9 protein-coding genes are annotated in these 18,643 nt (G+C 66.4%); 8 read left to right on the forward strand and 1 reads right to left on the reverse strand.

Going from position 1 to position 18,643, the window contains the following annotated elements:
- Position 1: 1 nt before the first annotated feature.
- Entirely contained in the window at positions 2 to 1,639 is a 1,638-nt protein-coding gene (locus tag EV645_RS32380) for a hypothetical protein (protein WP_130447836.1), read from the reverse strand.
- A 189-nt stretch (positions 1,640 to 1,828) separates the two neighbouring features.
- Between EV645_RS32380 and EV645_RS32385 the strand changes: the two genes are divergently transcribed.
- The 8 genes from EV645_RS32385 (at position 1,829) to EV645_RS32420 (ending at position 18,639) form a co-directional block, all read left to right on the forward strand.
- Positions 1,829 to 2,779, forward strand: coding sequence for an ABC transporter permease (locus tag EV645_RS32385; protein ID WP_198681997.1), 951 nt, complete (start codon positions 1,829 to 1,831; stop codon positions 2,777 to 2,779).
- A gap of 15 nt (positions 2,780 to 2,794) precedes the next feature.
- Complete coding sequence (locus EV645_RS32390) at positions 2,795 to 3,760, forward strand: carbohydrate ABC transporter permease (RefSeq protein WP_130447837.1); 966 nt, start codon at positions 2,795 to 2,797, stop codon at positions 3,758 to 3,760.
- Positions 3,761 to 3,787: 27 nt separating this feature from the next.
- On the forward strand, positions 3,788 to 5,365 hold the full coding sequence (locus tag EV645_RS32395) for a type 2 periplasmic-binding domain-containing protein (protein WP_130447838.1): 1,578 nt from the start codon (positions 3,788 to 3,790) through the stop codon (positions 5,363 to 5,365).
- On the forward strand, positions 5,362 to 6,252 hold the full coding sequence (locus EV645_RS32400) for an NAD-dependent epimerase/dehydratase family protein (protein WP_130447839.1): 891 nt from the start codon (positions 5,362 to 5,364) through the stop codon (positions 6,250 to 6,252). The genes EV645_RS32395 and EV645_RS32400 overlap by 4 nt, the downstream gene beginning before the upstream one ends.
- Complete coding sequence (locus EV645_RS32405; RefSeq protein WP_130447840.1) at positions 6,249 to 7,421, forward strand: mandelate racemase/muconate lactonizing enzyme family protein; 1,173 nt, start codon at positions 6,249 to 6,251, stop codon at positions 7,419 to 7,421. The genes EV645_RS32400 and EV645_RS32405 overlap by 4 nt, the downstream gene beginning before the upstream one ends.
- A gap of 87 nt (positions 7,422 to 7,508) precedes the next feature.
- Positions 7,509 to 11,423 (forward strand): type 1 glutamine amidotransferase family protein, encoded by a 3,915-nt coding sequence (locus EV645_RS32410; RefSeq protein WP_130447841.1) that lies wholly within the window; start codon positions 7,509 to 7,511, stop codon positions 11,421 to 11,423.
- 28 nt (positions 11,424 to 11,451) lie between these two features.
- Positions 11,452 to 15,414, forward strand: coding sequence for a beta-galactosidase (locus EV645_RS32415; RefSeq protein WP_157997209.1), 3,963 nt, complete (start codon positions 11,452 to 11,454; stop codon positions 15,412 to 15,414).
- 36 nt (positions 15,415 to 15,450) lie between these two features.
- Positions 15,451 to 18,639 carry an alpha-mannosidase gene (locus EV645_RS32420; RefSeq protein ID WP_242000789.1) on the forward strand — a complete coding sequence of 1,063 codons (3,189 nt, stop codon included), beginning with the start codon at positions 15,451 to 15,453 and terminating at the stop codon, positions 18,637 to 18,639.
- Positions 18,640 to 18,643: the final 4 nt, after the last annotated feature.

Consider the following 18,643-nt stretch of genomic DNA (forward strand, 5'->3'; position numbering starts at 1 on the left):
ATCATTCGGTCGCGCGGGCCTTCGCCGGCTTGCGGCGGCGTGGCTTGCTCGCGGGTGCCGGCCGGCGAAGGTGCCGGTCCAGCCACTCGAGCATCGCGTCGACCTGGCGGCCGTCGAACCGGTGCTCTACATCGTCGAGACCCAGGTACTCGAGATTCTGCGACGCTCCGGCCCGCCGGTACGCAGGGGCGATGCCGTCGTGGAAGGCCTCGATATGACTCGCCGGGGCGACGGTGTCCTGACCGCCACCGATGAGCAGCAGTGGGCGCGGTGCCAGCTGGTTACCCATCCGTGGACTTGGGCTGCCCGAGATCAGCCGGCGAGAGGACTCCAGATCGGCGAACTGGCTCAGCAGGGTGATGTCGCAGATCGGCATCACGGCTACGCCGGCGCCGATCCGGGGGTCGGCTGCGAGCTTCAGCAGCGTCTGCATGCCACCCCCCGACTGACCGGCCACCGCGATCTGCGCGGGCGAAGACACGACCCCCAACGCGAGCGCGGCGTCGATGAGATCGGGCGTCTCGGTGGAGATCTGTTCGAGATAGTCCGGGCCCTGGTCCTGCATCCCGGCCCGGAAGAGCTCGTCGGTGTCTTCCCAGACGTGCTTGCGCTCGCCGTGTCCAGGTGCATCCGGCAACAACACGTCGTGGCCGGCATTGAGGAGCGCGGCGATGAAATGCGGGGACACGTAGTCGGCCGCCTCACGTGGTGGCGCGAGCTGCTCCTTGCGGGCTCCGATGCGCGAATAGAAGATCACCAGCGATCGCTTCTTCGGGGGAGTCGGCTGACTGAGCAAGAGCGCTGGTATCGGCAGACCGCTCGTCGGCAGCAAGACCTCCTTCGTGTCCGGCCAGGGCCGCCACGGCGAGGCCGGCCCGGGCGGGCCTGCGTAGTACGAGATGTCCCGCACCAGCTCGGCGAAGACCTCCGCGAACAGCGGCCCGGTCAGCGCCGCGGCGGCGGTGTCCGGCAGCGGCATGAACATGTCGGCGAGCTTGAGCAGCCGGCCCGCCGAACGAAAGGCGACGTACGCGATCCGCGCCCGCGCCGCCCGCGCCGCAGCGATTGGGGCCAGCCAGACATCCTCGTCGCCGGTGGCGGCGAGCAGGATCACCACCGCGCCCGCCGGAAGTGCGGCGGCGCGTTCGGCGCAGTACTCCGGCGCGACCGTGGCGCTCGCGGCGACATCGAGCCCGGCCAGCTTGGTAGCCAGCAGTTCCCCGGCCGCCGCGAAGACCGGCGAGGCCCAGATCTCCACGCGAGTGGCGCTCCGCACGGCCTTGGCGGCCTCGGATGCGGTCGCATCACTGCGCAGGCCGCCCGCCAGTTCGGCGAATCCATCGGCCGGCGGTGCGCCAGGTGTGGTGACATCGGCCGCGAAGTCCGCGGCGACTCCCAGCCGCAGTGCGACATAGCTGGAGAATCCGACACTACGCGAGAAGCGTGAGACGGTGGGCTGGGCAACGCCACACAACGCGGCGAACTCGCTGATGGCCAACGCGATCACTTGCGCTGGTTCGGCCAGCACGCGTTCCGCGACACGGCGTTCGGACGGTGACAGTGACTCGAGGGACGCCCGGATTCGATCCAGAGCGGCCGCACGGGTACCTCGGCTCGGGGCATGCTCAAGCAACGCCATGGTCGCAGCATACCGCAGTCAGGATCGCTGGATCTACTATCCCTCGCCCTACTTGCATAACGGCCTCAACTCGGCTTGGAGTTGGCTAGATCTGGACACCCGAAACGGGTGCTGGTATACCTCTTCCGAGAGTCTTGTATCTCCCATACGTATCCCGGAGCCCAGATCGGAGGAGCCATGCGGCCGAGCATGCCGACGGCGACGACCACGGTGCGGTCGCGGTTCGACGGTGGGCGGCTGGAGAGGATGGCCCGGTCGTACTGGCGTCATCGCTACCTCATCGCGATGTTTCTGCCGGGTTTCGCGGTGTTCGCGCTGTTCGCCTACGGCCCGTTGTACGGGATCCTGATCGCGTTCAAGGACTACAGCGTGATCCGGGGAATCGGCGGCTCCCCCTGGGTGGGGATGGCGAACTTCACCGGACTGTTCTCCGGACCGGAGTTCCTGCATGCCTTGCGCAACACCGCCATCTTCGCCGGCCTGAACATCGTCGTGCTGTTCCCGGCGCCGATCATCTTGGCGCTCATCCTCAGCGAGTGCCGGTGGAAGTGGTTCGTCCGCGTGGTGCAGACAATCTCGTACCTGCCGCACTTCATCTCCTGGGTGGTGCTCGCCGGGATCCTGTTCCAGTTCTTTGGCCAGCTCGGCGCCGTCAACGCCGTCCTGCACGTTTTCGGGCTGCCGAGTCAGTCCTGGATGTATCAGCCGGGCAAGTTCTACGTGATCTACGTCTTCTCTGCGATCTGGGCCGGCATCGGCTGGGGCGCGATCATCTACATCGCCGCACTTGCCGGTGTCGACCCCGAACTTTACGAGGCCGCCCGCGTCGACGGCGCGTCACGCCTGCAACGGATCCGGCATGTGTCGTTGCCCGGCATCGCGCCGACCGTCTCCATCATGTTCCTGCTGCAGATCGCCCACTTCCTCGCTGTCGGTTTCGATCAGATCTACAACCTGATGACTCCGATCACTCAGGACAGCGCGGACATCCTGGACACCTATGTGCTCCGCCATGTCATGTCGTACGACTTCTCCCAGGGCATGGCGGCCTCGCTCTTCCAGTCCGTCCTCGGACTGCTGATGGTCTATATCGGCAACCGGGTCGTGCGCCGTCTCGAACCCGATCAGAGCCTTTGGTAAGGAGGCCGCACACACATGGCGCTGAACACTGCGACCAAGATCGCCGCCGACCCCGGCGGAGACGGCGTCGGCACCGGTCGCCCTGCGCCGGTGCCGCGGCGCGGGCGGCGCCGGTCGACCGGGGAATGGGTCGCCGACGTGCTGGTGGTCGCCGTCTTGTCGGTGCTGGCGATCGCGACGTTGTACCCGTTCCTGTTCGAACTCACCATCTCGCTGTCCAGTGCCGGCGACACCCAGCAACCCGGCCTGCACATCCTGCCGATGCACCCGACAGTCGCCGCCTGGCACGCGGTGCTGTCGTCCTCCGGCATCCTGCACGCCTACCTGAACACCATCGTCCGGACGGCCGCGGCCACAGCCATCACGCTCGTCCTGACCGCGATGATGGCCTATCCACTGGCCCAGCGGACGTTCCCGCACCGCCGGGTGCTGAACTTCCTGCTGCTCTTCTCGTTGTTGTTCTCCGGCGGTTTCATTCCGTTGTTCCTGCTGGTCAAGAACCTCGGGCTGCTCGACAGTCGCTGGTCGCTCATCCTTCCCGGGGCGGTCGGGGCGATGAACGTCATCTTGATGCGCAACTTCTTCCAGGCGATCCCGGCCGAACTCATCGACGCCGCCCGGACCGACGGCGCCTCGGAGATGCGCATCCTGTTCACCATCGTGCTGCCGCTGTCGAAGCCGGTGCTCGCCGTCGTCGGGCTCTGGACCGCGCTGGCCAATTGGAACGCCTGGTTCGATGCGTTGCTCTACATCAACGACCCGCACAAACAGGTCCTACAGATGTTCATCCGCAACACGGTTGTCACGCAGGCGAATCCGATTCTGAGCGGAACCAACCCGGGTTTCCTCGACTCGGCATCGACGACGCAGTCACTGAGTGCGGCCGCGGTCATGATCGCGACCCTGCCCATCATCGTTCTGTATCCCTTCCTGCAGAAGTACTTCGCCCGCGGCATTCTGCTCGGCTCTGTCAAGGGTTGAGTCCCTTAGTCCACGAAGAGGCATCTCATGAACAATCACACTCCCGCCCAGATCGGCCGACGCGGATTCCTGCGTGCCGGTGCCGGCGTGGCCGGCCTGGCCCTGTTGGGCTCGGCGGGCTGCTCCAGTAAGTCGGGCGATTCCGGCAACGCCGCCGGCAACTCGGCGCTCGACTACTACTATCAGCCGTCAATGCTGAGCCCGGACGCGTATGCGGTCGACCTGATGCAGAAGACCTTCGACATCAAGTTCGCAACTGTCTACGCGCTCTCGATGGCCGACTACACGACCAAGTTCCAGGCGAACCTTGCCCAGGGCAAGATTCCGGACGCGATGGCGATCAACGGACCGGACATGCTGCAGAAGTTCGCTCAGCAGGGCGCGTTCGCCGAGGTCTCTGTCGACGAGATTCGCCAGTCCATGCCGAAGTACGCCGCTGGGATCGATCAGCACGTGCCGGCGGCCTGGACCACCTGCCTGTACAACGGGAAGAACTACGGCTTCCCGGGCATCGGCCAACCCAATTCGGCGCTCAGCTCCTTTTCCGAGTGGCGTACCGATCTGCTCGAGAAGGCCGGCGTCAGCGGCGTACCCGACACTCTGGAGCAGTACGAGAGCGCCTTCGCTGCGCTGAAGAAGACCGGCGTGTACGGCATGAGCACCAACGGTCAGAGTTACGCCTCGGCGTTCATGACCATCTTCGGAGCCTACGGCGTGCTCCCGATGCAGTGGCAGCTCTTCGATGGCAAGGTGGCCAACGCGGCCGTTCGTCCCGAGACGAAGCAGGCCTTGGAGCTGCTGGCGTCGTGGTACAAGCAGGGGTACATCGACCCTGAGTGCATGGGCCCCGATCCGTCGCCGAAGTTCGTCGCCGGAAAGGTCGCCATGTGGGACTACGGCGGCCCCGTCGACATTGACCCGACGAACCAGTCCGGGCGCCTGTACGCGGTCCGGCAGACGAACCCGAAAGGCACGATCGCCTTCGGCCTGCCGCCGCTTGGCCCGGGCGGCCGCGGCTCCTGGACCTACGGTACCGCGGGCTGGCCGGTCACCTTCGGCCCGCAGGCGGCGAAGGACAAGGGAAAGCTCCGTGAGGTGCTGAAGATCTGGGACACCATCTGGAGTGACAACCAGCTGGCCACGAAGCTTGCCATCGGCACCGAGGGCACGATGTACAAGCTCACCGACGCAACCAAGGGTCTGGCGGGCGGCTGGCAGTGGATCGGCAAGTACGTCGATCCGGTGGCTCGTCAGGCTGACGGCTTCAACAACTACGGCACCCCCTTCATCGGTGCGCCGAACTGGGACATCGCGACCCAGCTCGCGCTGCCGAAGCTGTCGGACCGGGTTCTCGTGCAGACCTACGGCAAGTACGGACACGCGGACGTCTTCCAGAATCCGATGACGGTGCCGGGCTCCGGCGAGTACATGGCCGCGCTGCAGAGCCTGAAGATCAAGGCATTCAGCCAGATCATCACCGGAGCGTCTCCGCTGTCCTCCTTCGAGGACTTCGTCAGCCAGTGGAATGCCCAGGGCGGCTCGAAGCTGGAGAAGGCCGCCAACGACCTCTATGAGCAGACCGCCGGCGGAAAGCCGCACAAGTGACCTCGACAACGCAACGAAGCTCCCGGATTCCGCGGCGCCTGCTGGTGACCGGCGCCGCGGGGAAGCTCGGGACGGTTGTCACCGCCCGGTTCGTCAAGGCCGGCGCCGAGGTGGTCGCCGTGGACCGCGTCGCCCCGACGGCCGGCGTCGCCGCCGGAGTGACCTCGGTCATCGCCGACCTGACGGACGCTGACGCGGTCCGTGCGGCGATCGTGGGATGCGACGCGGTGATCCACGTGGCGAAGTACGGCGGCCCGTCGGACACCGACCAGTTCGCTGTCAACACGTCCGCGACGTACAACGTCCTGGCCGCCGCGGCGGCCGAGGGCGTCGGGCACGCGGTCATCTCATCGAGCGTCTGCGCGTACGGTACGACGTTCGCCAAGCGCCCCTTCTCGCCGGTCTATGCGCCGGTCGACGAGGATCATCCCCTCACCCCGCAGGACTCCTACAGTCTGTCCAAGGTGGTAGATGAAGCCACGGCGCGCGCCTTTGTGGACGGCTACGGCATGAACATCGTCGCCTTGCGTTTCCACTGGCTTGCCGAGTTGGACGAGGTGCGCGCCGCCGCCGCCCGCCTCGCAGCGTTGGGAGAGCCGACCATGTCGCGTGACCTGTGGTGCTATACCGAGGTCAACGATGCCGCGCGTGCCTGCGAGCTCGCGCTGGGTGTGACCGACGGCTTTCACGCTCTCAACATCTGCGCCACCGACAGCCTGTCGGACCTGCCGACAGAGGAGTTGCTGGCGCGCTTCCATCCGGACACCGAGCTCCGCAGACCGATCGAGGGCACGGCCAGTGCGTGGTCGACGGATCGGGCGCGCGAGGTCCTGAATTTCGTTCCCGAGTATTCCTGGCGTACCGGCCACCTGGGGGTGGACCGGTGAAGATCACAGATGTCAAGACCGCCGTACTCGGCGAGACGTTGATCGTGCGGTTGACCACGGACGAAGGGCTTGACGGGTACGGCGCCGTCGAGCGCACCCGGGAGTTCGTCCGGCCGATGTTCGCGCAGTTGGCGCAGTACCTGATCGGGGAGAACCCGACCGAGGTCGAGCGGACGATGCTGAAGATCCGGCGGCTCGGCGCCTTCAAGCCGTGGGGAAAGGCGGTCAGCGCGGTCGAGGTGGCGCTGTGGGACCTGGCCGGCAAGGCCGCCGGACTTCCGGTCCACCGTCTGCTCGGCGGCAAGGTCCGCGATCGGGTCCGCGTCTACAACGGTGGGGTCGTGTATCCCGGCGATACCTTGGCCGAGTCGATCGCCAACCTGAAGGCGGGTCCGGAAGGATTCACCATGATCAAAGGCGGCTCGGCCTTTCATGGTGGGATGGCGAGGGTCCCGGGCTTCACGTACTCCGAGCCCCGGGACGGGTGGGCGTACACCACTCGTGGACCGCTGACCGAATGGGCACTCAAGGACTCTGTCGACAAGGTGGCAGAGCTCAAGGAACTCCTCGGCGACGGGATCGGCCTCGCGTTGGACTGCGGTCCAGGCTGGACGCTGCCCGACGCCATCAAGTTCGCCCGGGCCGTCGAGCCGTTCAATCTCCTCTGGCTCGAGGACCTCCTTACCGGCGACTACACCCCTTACATCAACCCTCGCCAGTATCGCGAGCTCACCGCCTCCACCACCACGCCCATCCACACCGGTGAGCAGATCTACCTCCGGCAGAACTTCGTGGAGTTGCTCTCCACCAACGCCGTTCGGGTCATCGGCCCGGACCCTCTCGACGTTGGTGGCCTCGCCGAACTCAAGTGGGTTGCCGAGCTCGCGGACGTGTACGGCGTACTGATCGCACCGCATGGCACGCTGGACGGGTTGATCGGTCTCGCCGCGCTGGTGCAGGTCTGCGCCACGCTGCCGGACAACTATCTCGCCTTCGAGTATCCCGTCGGCCGCCCGAGTTGGTGGTACGACATCGTCACCGGGCTGCCCGACCCGATCGTCAAGGACGGTTTCATCACCGTCTGGGACACGCCAGGGCTCGGCATCGACTTCAACGTCGGCGAAGCCCGGCGGTACCTGACCGAACAGGACAAGGACTTCTTCGACTGACCCTGCTACCACGAGCCGACGTCGCCAGCGACGCTCGGCGATCCGAACCTGCCCGCGCACGCCACCGTGCCGGAGAGGAGCTTGATCATGGAACTGTCACGCCGAGGCTTCTTGACCGTGGCGACCGGAGCTGCGGTCGCCGTGGCCGGCTCGTCGTTCTCGCCGGGACGCGCCCAGGCGGTTTCCGGGCAGGTCACGGTCACCCCCGTCAGCCTGCCGGCGAAGGGATTGCGCGGCTTCGGGTCGGTGTCCGGCGAGCTGACCGGACTCGGTGCGAACGGCTCGCTGCTGCGGATCCAGTGCCAGAATGCGAGTCTGGCGAAGCTTACCCATGCGAAGTACCTGTCCGATCTGACCCGGTTGCCCGGTGTGGCCCCGGCGACGCTGACCGTCAACGGACTGTCGGTCCCCGTGCACGAGACCCCGGCCGGTGTGGTCGCGGCGCTGATCGATGACGATGCGGTGTCAGTGCTGGCCTTCGACAGCGACGCGGCGTTCACCGCGTCGGCCGGGCCGGCCATCCCGGCCGGCACCACGACCGCAGACTTCGTGCCCCAGGCAACGGTCCCGATGTACCTGGACCGCTTCGACCGCAACGGGTTCCTGGTGTACTTCGTGCCGTTCGCGTTGCCACCAGGCTGGGACCGGACCCAGCCGTACGACTACTCGCTCGATTTCGACTTCGCCGAGCAGAACGGTCTGGGCATCGCCCTGTGGGACAACGAGCAGCAGCTCAACTTCGGTGAGGGCCTGGCCCGGGTGCCCGACTGGAAGTGGGTGATGAACGAGTGCGACGCCCGCGGTATTCCGGTGCATCTGAACACCCAGTTCGCCGACGGCATGTGGCTGGCGAACCGGTATCGGGACCAGACGATGCAGAAGATGCCGCAGTACTCCGGTTTCCACGGGAATCCCGCGAATTACACCTACGCGGTCGGAGAGACGTCGTACAGCGCGACCACGGGGATGGACGCCGAACTGGGTGTCCTGCAGGAGACGGTCCGCGAGTTCGCGCCGGCAGACAACGTGGTGGGCTGGCTGGAGCCGCATGGTGAAGTCGGCGGCGGTGCGGGTTCGGTGCTCCTGGTGGAGTACGGGCCGGTGGCGGATGCCTCGTTCCGTACGTTCCTGCAGGGCCGTTACGCCACGACGGCGGCGCTGGGGCAGGCCTGGTACGGCAACGCGGGCGCCGTCGCGGCGTGGACCGATGTCCACGTCCCGGAGGTCGCGTCGTTCCTGGGCTGGGATGCACAGGCGGTTGATGTTGCCGGTGCCTGGCGGGTGCTGTATCCGGGCACTGCTGCGCCGCCGTCGGGTTGGGACCAGCCGGGGTTCGACGAGAGTTCTTGGGGCACTTTGGTGATGCCCGGTAATGACCGGATCGAGTTCATGGCGCGGGCGAGCATGCTTGCTCGCCGTACGGTCGAGGTGAGCGCGGCGTGGCTGGCCGCCCACCCACGAGTGTGGCTGTACCTGTTCGACCTCAACAACCAGGTGTTGATCCCGGCGACCGTCAACGGGCACGCGACCGCAGGCATCCCGGGCGCGGCGATCATGGGCGGCCAGCACTGGGGTGCCATCGAGGTGACCGACCTGATCCAGGCCGGATCCAACCTTCTCGCGGTCACGCTGCCGAACGGTTTCATCGGATACCGGGTTTACCTGTCCGGAGCTGAGCCGGTGCAGTACCCCGCCCTGGGCCCGCAGCGCAATGCGCAGTGGGTCGATTTCCAGGACTGGAGCCGGTGGACGCGTCAGCAGGCGGTGCGGCGTGGAGTGGAGATGATTCGTCAGGAGGATGCTGACCGTCCGGTGAATCTGATGTCTCCGGATCCGTATGCGGACCTGCTCAAACAGGTGACGGCGCAGTACGGCGGGAACTTCCACAACACCGGCTACATGGCGGGGTTCTGGGCCGAGTTGCACACGTTGCTGGCCCGGAGTGCGGGGCGGCCGTCCACTGCCGAGCCCGGCAACGGTGCGCCGAACGCTGATCAGTTCAAGTCGTTCTGGGGCCGATGGCTCACCGAAGGGCTCAACGGGGTGCACTACTTCGCGTCCCAGCAAGACATCATGTCCAAGCCCGATGTCCTGCAGGTGTTCCAGAACAACCGGGCGCTGTACGAGAGCATCGGGAAGTACCACGTGCCCGAGGCCGAGGTCGCTGTACTCAACGGCTTCCGGGTCAACGGCAACGGCACCTGGCCGTGGACGCCGGACGCCGACGTGTGGGTTCCCGGCGGCTACTGGAAGACCAACGCAGCCAGCTATCTGATGGCGCGGTGCCCGCGGGACGCAGTCACCGAGCTGGACTTCGCCGACGGCACAGTCGACAAGTACCGGATCATCGTCGATTCGAACACTCCGTTCATGGATGACGCCCTGGTCGACCAGATCGAGGCATGGGTGCGTGCCGGGGGCACCTTCGTCACCTATATCCAGACCGGGCGCCACACCACCACCGATATGAACGCGTGGCCGATCAGTCGCCTTACCGGGTACGACGTACTCAGCATCGACCCGTACAACCAGAACGGGTCGTACCAGCCGCTGACCTCGCATGCGATCTCCGCGGCGCCGGGCCAAACACTGCTCCCCGACACCTCGTGGCTGGCCAACCAACGCGGCGGGGGTCTGTCTCTCGGCAAGGTCGCCAGCGACGCCCAGGATGTACTGCTGTGGGACAACGGCACGGTGGCCGCGGGGATGCGGCCGCTCGGCAACGGTCGGATCATCCAGCTCGGTTGGCACGTGAGCGGCGGGAACGCGACCACTTTGCTCGGCCAAATCATGGATTACCTCGACGTGGCGCCGGTGCCTGCTCGGGCGGCCACTGTGGTGTTTCGGCATTACATCTCGAACAGCGGCCTGCATGACGTTTGGGTGCTGTACAACGACTCAGCCAATTCGGTCACCACTGATCTGGTGTTCACCACGGCTGCCCCGCCGACGGTGTTGAGCGAGCTCACCACGACAGCGACGACTCCGGTCACTGTGCAGAACGGGGTTGCCGGCGTGTACGGCATCACCTTGCCCGCGTGGGAGACGCGACTCTTCCTCAGCCCGCGGACCGACGTACCGCAATCGCCGTTGGAATGGCTGACCCTGCAGCGCAACTGGTGGGCCGGTACGACCGCGCCGGATCCCGATCCGCTGCCGACCAAGGCACAAATGCAGCGCAACACCGTGGACCTCACCGACGACTGGGCGTTCCTGCCGGTGGACAATTCCACGCCGGCCCAGATTGCGGCGCTGGTCCTGCCGGGTGTGAACGACTCTGCGTGGGAGCGCCGGGATCTCGGCGTCTGGACCATGCCCGAGCATCCAGACGTGCACCACGCCGTACTGCGCAAGACGTTCACAGTGCCGGCCGGTTGGTCGACCGGCGAGCTCCAGCTCTGGCTGCTGGTCGACAAGGAAAGCCAGACGTTCCACGACACCGGGCGAATCTATCTGGATGGTGTGCTGATCCGGGACTTCAACGCCGGGGGACTGGCTGGGCTGCCGGCCACCACGCTGCTTGCCCCTGGCAACCACCTCATCGCGTTGGAGGTCGAAGGCAGTGGCGTGGCGACCGGCGTCACGGCCAACGCGTGGGCGTACCGCATCCCGGAGCCCAGCGCCCGCCAGGACATGGCCGGCACCTGGGCGGTTACCGCCGCGGACGGCCTCCACGACGCCGGCCAGGCCACCTTGCCGGGCTCGTTCACCGGCTTCCTCGCCGCCCGCGACGTGGTGATCGACGCCGGACACAACGGATCCGCCGTCGTGCTCTACGTCCAGCGCACCGGCGCGTGCCTGAACGGAATCATGATCAACGGGACGTTCATCGGCGACATCTACCCGGCGACCAAGGTGGGCGACACCCTGCTGGTCAACATCACCACCAAGGTCGCTTTCGGGCAGACCAACCGGATCGAGCTACTCAGCTCCGGTCCGACCGGGGCGGCCGCTATCCCCACCGTCGAAATCCGCTACTACGACCCAACCGTCTACCCGTGAATCACCCCGTCCTGGGAAGGAATTGATGATGGAGTTGTCGCGTCGGAGTCTGTTGATCGGGGCTGCTGGAGTGGCGGCCGCCGGTGTGAGTTCTTCGCTGCCCGGTGGCAAGGCCGCGGCGGTCGCCGCGTCGGCGACCGGCGGGCAAGCCACAATGCACCTACCGGCGAAGGCACTGCGCGGGTTCGGGACGTTGTCGGCCGACTCGGTCCGCCTGGCCGCCGGCATCTCGCTGCTGCGGATCCAATGTGCCAGCGCGAACGCGGCCGAGCTGGTTCATGCCAAGTACCTGTCTGATCTTGTCCTGCTGCCGGGAGTGGTCCCAACCACGGTCGCCGTCGGCGGGTTGCGAATCCCGGCGTACGAGACCTCGGCCGGGGTAGTCGCCGCAGTCATCGCGGACGACTCCGTTGTCGTGATCGCCGCGAACGGTCGGGATGCCTTCCGGTCGCAGGCGGCTCGGGGCATACCGAAGGGTTCGAGGACGTCGGACTTTGCGGCCCGAACGACGGTTCCGATGTACCTGGATCGCTACGACAAGTACGGTCTCCTGCTCTACTTCCAGCCGTTCGCCCAGCCGCTCGGCTGGGACAAGAGCAAGCCGTACGACTACCGGCTGGATTTCGACTTCATCGACCAGAACGGCGCCGGCGCAGTCCTGTGGGACCAGGAATTGATGCTGAACACGGCCGAGGGCATGGCGCGAGTGCAGGACTGGGCCTGGGCGATGGAGGAGTTCACCAAACGCGGGACGCCGGTCCACCTCAACCCTCAGCTGTACGAGGGCATGTGGATGACGAACCGGTACCGCGAGCAGATGAACGCCAAGATGCCGCAGTACTCCGGCTGGACCGGGACGGCCGCGAACTACACCTACGCGGTGGGCCAGACGTCCTACAGCGCGACCACAGCCCTGGACGCGGAGCTGGGCCTGCTGCAGGAGACGGTCCGTACGTACGCGCCGTCGGACAACGTGGTGGGTTGGCTGGAGCCGCACGGAGAGCTGGGCGGCGCCCCGGGGTCGGTGCTGCTGACCGACTTCGGTCCAGTCGCCGACGCCACGTTCCGCACCTTCCTGAAGGACCGCTATTCGTCGTTGTCCGCGCTGGGAAAGGCGTGGTACGCCGATCCGGGCAGGATCAGGTCCTGGGACGACGTGCACGTGCCGGAAGTGGCGAGCTTCCTGGGTTGGGGACCGGACGCGCTGGACATCGGGGGTTCGTGGCGGGTGTCGTATCCGGGCGCTGCTGCGCCTCCGGACGGTTGGGATCAGCCGGGATTCGACGACAGCTCCTGGGGCAGCCTCGTGATGCCGGGCAGCGACCGGGTGGAATTCACCGCGCGGGCGAGCATGCTTGCGCGCCGCACTGTCGAGGTGGGCACGGACTGGCTGACCAAGCATCCGAGGGTCTGGCTCTACCTTTTCGACCTGAACAACAACGTCGCCAACGCCCCGCTCGCCGTGTCGGTGAACGGTCACCACACAGCCGGGGTCCCAGCGACGATCCTCCAGCATTTCGGAGGAGTAGAGGTGACCGACCTGCTGACCGCCGGGCCGAACCTGATCACTGTGACCCTGCCGAACGGGTTCCTCGGCTACCGGTGCTACCTGACCGGGGACGAGCCGGTCCAGTACCCGAGTCTGGGTCCGCTGCGCAACGCGCAGTGGGTCGACTTCCAGGACTGGAGCCGGTGGACACGGCAGCAGGCGGTGCGGCGTGGGGTGGAGATGATCCGGCAGGAGGATCCGGAGCGGCCGGTGATCTTGATGTCGCCGGATCCCTACGCGGATCTGCTGAAGCAGGTCGCGGCCGCGTACGGAGCGAACTTCCACAACACCGGCTACATGGCGGGGTTCTGGGCCGAGTTCCACACCTTGCTGGCCCGGAGCGCGGGGCGGCCGTCCACGGCCGAGCCGGGTAACGGTGCGCCGAACGCTGATCAGTTCAAGTCGTTCTGGGGTCGCTGGCTCACCGAGGGGCTGAACGGGGTGCACTACTTCCAGAATCAGCAGGAGATCATGTCCAGGCCCGACGTACTGGAGACCTTCCAGGCCAACAAAGCCATGTACGAGGCCATCGGCAAGTATCACGTACCGGCGGCCGAGGTCGCCGTTCTCTACGACTTGCGCTTTGTCGGACACGGCGGCTTCCCGTGGAACCCGGAACCCAACACCTGGCTTCCCGGCGGCTACTACGCCAGCAACAGCGGCTTCGCCCTCTTGCCGGTCTGCCCGCGCGACGGAGTCAGTTACCTGGATTTCGGCGACGGCACGGTGGACAAGTACCGGGTCATCGTCGACGCCAACTCACCGTTCATGGACGAGGAACTGGTCGACCAGATCGAGGCGTGGGTTCGCAACGGTGGCACCTTTGTCACCTACATGCAGACGGGGCGGCACACCAGCACGGATGCGAATGCCTGGCCGATCAATCGGCTGACCGGATACCAGGTCGAGGGCATGGACACCTATACCGTCCACCCGCCGGCTCTCGGCCAGCAGTCCTTCTCCGCGGACGCGAAGCATCCGCTCCGGGCGGCCCCCGGCCAGCAGGTGTTCACCGACACGAACTGGCTCGCCGGTGCACAGGGCAGTGGACTGAGGCTGCGCCGGATCGCTCCTGACGCCCAGGATCTGCTGCTGTGGGAGGACGACGGCACGGTGGCGGCCGGGATGCGCAAGCTGGGCCAGGGTCAGATCATCCACCTGGGCTGCCACTTCGAAGAGATCATGGACCGCAACCCCGCTCCTGACACCACCACGTTCCTGGGCCAGGTGATGGACTACCTGAAGGTGGCCCGGGTGCCCGCGCGGGCGGCGAACGCAATCTTCCGGCACTACATCTCGAACACCGGCCTGCACGATTTCTGGGTCCTGTACAACGACACCGCCGACCCGGTCACCACAGACCTCGTGTTCACCACGCCCGCCGCGCCGACTGTGTTGAGCGAGCTGAACTCCTCCGCGACCACTGCGGTGACCAAGAAGTCCGGCATTCCCGGGGTGTATGGCATCACCCTTGGCGCGCACGAGACCAGGATGTTCGTCAGTGCGCGCGCGGACGTAGCCGCGTCGCCGCTGGAGTGGCTCACGGTCCAACGGGACTGGTGGGCCGGAACGACCGAGCCAGAGCCGAATGTGTTGCCGACCAAGGCACAACTGCAGCGCAACGCCGTGGACATCACCAACGACTGGGCCTTCTTGCCTGTGGACAACTCGACACCGGAACAGATCGCGGCGCTGGTCGCCGCGGATGCGGATGATTCCGGATGGGAGCGGCACGACCTCGGCATCTTCACCCTCCCGAACCACCCTGACGTGCGCCACGCGGTGATGCGCAAACGATTCACGATCCCGGCAGGCTGGTCCACCGGCGAGATCCAGCTGTGGCTGTGGATGGACCGGGAGAACACGATCTTCCATGACTCCGGGCGGATCTACCTGGACGGAGTCATGCTCAACGACTTCAGTAGCGGCGGGCTGGCCGGGGTGCCGGCGAACACGCTGCTGCCCCCGGGTGAGCATGTCATCGCCTTGGAGATCAAGGGCGCGACCGTGGGCACTGGTGTGACCGCCAGCGCCTGGGCCTACCGCATCCCGGAACCTGACGCCCGCCAGGATCTGACCGGCACCTGGACGGTCACCGGACTGGACAGCATCCACGACGGCGGCGAGGCCACCCTGCCGGGCACCTTCACGGGCTCTTACGCCGCCCGCGACGTGACGATCGATCCCGCCCACAAGGGATCCCAGGCGGTCGTCTACATCCACCGCACCGGTGCGTCCATCAACGGGATCCTGATCAACGGGACCTTCATCGGTGACCTGTATCCGGCCACCAAGGTGGGCGACACGCTGCTGGTGAACATCACCAGCAAGATCGACTACGGCCGGCCGAACCGGATCGAGTTGGTCGCGGCGAACCCCAACGGGCCGTCAACCGTCCCCAAGATCGAAATCCGGTATTACAACCCCACCGTCTATCCGTAAGCGTGACCGCACAGACGTCGGCGATCCCCTGCGCCGGTGGGTACGACCAGGGCGGCCGCGGTGAAACCGGCTGCCCTGGTCGGTGCCGTGACCGGCAGCCGACCAACACCGGAGGGCAACACCGTGCATGAGAACCGCTCAGTCGTCGAGGACCGCGTGGAACAGGTGCTCATCCATCGGCTGCGGCCGGGCATCTACACCCACTCGCTCGGCCTGCAAGTCGACTTCTGGCAACCCTCGGGTGAGCCCGTCCCGGTCGCCGACGCGCTGGCGGCAAGCTACAGCCCCTTCGCTGTGGGCTCGATGTGGGGACCGGCATGGGCAAGCACGTGGTTCCGGGTCCGCGGACGGGTCCCGCAGAGCTGGTCAGGGCGGCGTGTCGAGGCGGTCATCGATCTCGGCTTCACCCACCCCGAGCCGGGACGGCAGGCGGAGGGATTGGTGTACGACGCCGGCGGTCGACCCGTCAAGGGGCTTGCACCCCGGACGAGCCATGTCCCCATCGCCGCACCGGCCACGGGCACGGAGGAGGTGCTGCTCTACGTCGAGGCGGCGGCCAATCCCTGGCTGTCGGCGATGAGCGGAATCGGAAGCCCGAGGGGCGACGTACTGACCTCGGACAACGAACCGCTGTACCGCCTGGCCCGAGCCGACCTCGCAGTGCTGGACGAGGACGTCTGGCACCTGAACCTCGATGCCGAGGTGCTGTGGGAACTGATGCGCGAGTTGCCTATCCATGACGCACGCCGGCACGAGATCCTCCGTGCGCTGGAGCGGATGCTGGACGTCCTTGACATGCAGGACATCCCGGCTTCGGCGGGCCGAGCGCGGCAGGAACTCGCCGAGGTCCTCGCGCGCCCGGCTCACGCAAGCGCCCACCGGATCTCCGCCGTCGGCCACGCACATATCGACACGGCCTGGATGTGGCCTCTGCGGGAGACCATCCGGAAGTGCAGCCGCACCTTTTCCAACGTCGTGGACCTCGCGCGCGACTATCCGGAACTGAGGTTTGCCTGTTCACAGGCCCAGCAGTACGCGTGGATCAAGGCGAGCCAGCCGGAGCTGTATGCCCGGATCAAGTCCGCGGTTCGCTCTGGCGCCTGGGAGCCGGTCGGTGGCATGTGGGTAGAGTCCGACACCTATCTCCCCGGCGGTGAGGCGCTCGCGAGACAACTCGTCCATGGTGCGAGGTTCTTCGCCGACGAGTTCGGTGTCGAGACGGACGGCATCTGGCTGCCTGATTCCTTCGGATACACCGCTGCGCTTCCGCAGCTGGCCAAACTTGCCGGCGCGCGCTGGTGCTTGCTGCTGAAGCTCAGATGGAACGACACGAACAAGTTCCCGCACAACACCTTCTGGTGGGAAGGGATCGATGGGACCCGGGTCTTCACCCACCACCCGCCGATCGACACCTACGCCTCGGCGCTCACCGCGGGCGAGCTGGCTCATGCGGCGAGCACGTACGCGGAGAAGGGCGTCGCCACCAGGTCTTTGGCCATGTTCGGATACGGCGACGGCGGTGGTGGCCCGACACGGGAGATGCTGGAAAAGGCACGACGGCTGCGCAGTCTGGAAGGATCGCCCAGCGTCGCGGTCGAATCGGCCGGCAACTTCTTCGACAAGGCGATGGACGAGTACCCCGACGCCCCGGTGTGGTCGGGTGAGCTCTACCTCGAGTTGCACCGGGGGACCTACACCACGCAGGCGACGATGAAGGCCGGCAACCAGTTGTGCGAGCGTCTCCTCCGTGAGGCGGAGCTGTGGGCGGCGACAGCCGCTGCCAACGGCACCTTCTCCTATCCGTACGACCAGCTTGATCAGTTGTGGAAGACCGTTCTGCTGCACCAGTTCCACGACATCCTGCCGGGCACCTCGATCGCGTGGGTGCATCGAGAGGCGCGTGCGGCATACGAGAAGGTACAGACTGAGCTGGAGAGCATCATCGCGGAAGCGGCCACTGCGTTGCAGCTGGCCGGCACCGGTCGCAACCTGCTCAATGCCGCGCCGCACGAGCGGGCAGAGGTCATCGCGGTGCTGCCCGAGGCGGCGGCCGGCGCGGGGACGAGGCAGGAATTATCTGATGGCCGGAGCGCAACCTGGGCGGTGGCGCCCGCACTCGGTGCCGGCACCACGACATCCGGCGCACCCGCGGACCTGATGCCGGTGACCGTCGACGACCTGGTCCTCGACAACGGCCTGATCCGCGTGTCCGTCGACGAGAACGGGCTGATCACGTCGATCTACGATCACCTGAACTCGCGGGAGACCATCGCCGCGGGCGGTGCCGCCAATCTGCTGCAGGTGCACCCGGACCATCCCGCGAGCTGGGACGCCTGGAACCTCGATGGGCACTATCGGCACAGTCATGTCGACCTCGTCAAGGCCGACGCCGTCGAGATCCTCGACGAGGGACCGTTGCTCGGGGCACTTCAGGCGCGGCGATCGTTCGGCACGTCGACAGTGATCCAGACGCTCGTGCTGCGCGCCGGAAGCCGCCGCCTCGAGGTAGCGACCGAGGTCGACTGGCACGAAGCAGAGAAGGTGCTCAAGATTGCCCTTCCCCTCCGGCTGCACGCCACCGAAGAGTCTGCGGAGATTCAGTTCGGTCATCTGCGCCGACAGATCCACACCAATACCAGTTGGGATGCTGCCCGCTTCGAGCTGTATGCGCACCGGTGGGTGCACCTCGACGAGGCCGGATACGGCATCGCGGTGGTCACCGGGTCGACGTACGGCCACGACATCGAGCGCAGCGGCCGCGAGAGTGGAGCCACCACGACGACCGTACGATTGACCCTGTTGCGGGCCACGCGCAACCCTGACCCCACCGCAGACCAGGGCGTCCACCGGTTCGTGTACGCCGTGGTCCCCGGCGCGAGCGTCGCGGACGCGGTGGCCGAAGGGTACGCGCTCACCCTGCCGTTGCGGCTGGTCGACGCGGTAGGTGCTTTTGAACCACTGGTGATAGTGGACAATCCGGCCATCGTGGTGGAGGCGGTCAAATTCGCGGACGATCGCTCGGGCGATCTCGTCGTGCGGATCTATGAGTCGCTCGGTGGCCAGGCTCAGACCGATGTGCGCAGCAGCTTTCCGCTGGAGGCGGCGCACCTGGTCGACCTGCTCGAGCGGCCCATCGCCAAGGTCGACACCACGGACAATGGCGTCCGTCTGGCGTTACAACCCTTCGAAATCTGCACACTCCGGCTCTCGATCCGCGGTCGGTGAATGC

It is taken from the genome of Kribbella rubisoli (genome assembly GCF_004217145.1).
Lineage (GTDB): Bacteria > Actinomycetota > Actinomycetes > Propionibacteriales > Kribbellaceae > Kribbella > Kribbella rubisoli.

Bases quoted from the DNA above. Each gene is read 5' to 3' on its own strand.
- EV645_RS32410 (WP_130447841.1), top strand. From the start codon at position 7,509: ATGGAACTGTCACGCCGAGGCTTCTTGACCGTGGCGACCGGAGCTGCG.
- EV645_RS32390 (WP_130447837.1), top strand. From the start codon at position 2,795: ATGGCGCTGAACACTGCGACCAAGATCGCCGCCGACCCCGGCGGAGAC.
- EV645_RS32415 (WP_157997209.1), top strand. From the start codon at position 11,452: ATGGAGTTGTCGCGTCGGAGTCTGTTGATCGGGGCTGCTGGAGTGGCG.
- EV645_RS32380 (WP_130447836.1), bottom strand. From the start codon at position 1,639: ATGGCGTTGCTTGAGCATGCCCCGAGCCGAGGTACCCGTGCGGCCGCT.
- EV645_RS32385 (WP_198681997.1), top strand. From the start codon at position 1,829: ATGCCGACGGCGACGACCACGGTGCGGTCGCGGTTCGACGGTGGGCGG.
- EV645_RS32395 (WP_130447838.1), top strand. From the start codon at position 3,788: ATGAACAATCACACTCCCGCCCAGATCGGCCGACGCGGATTCCTGCGT.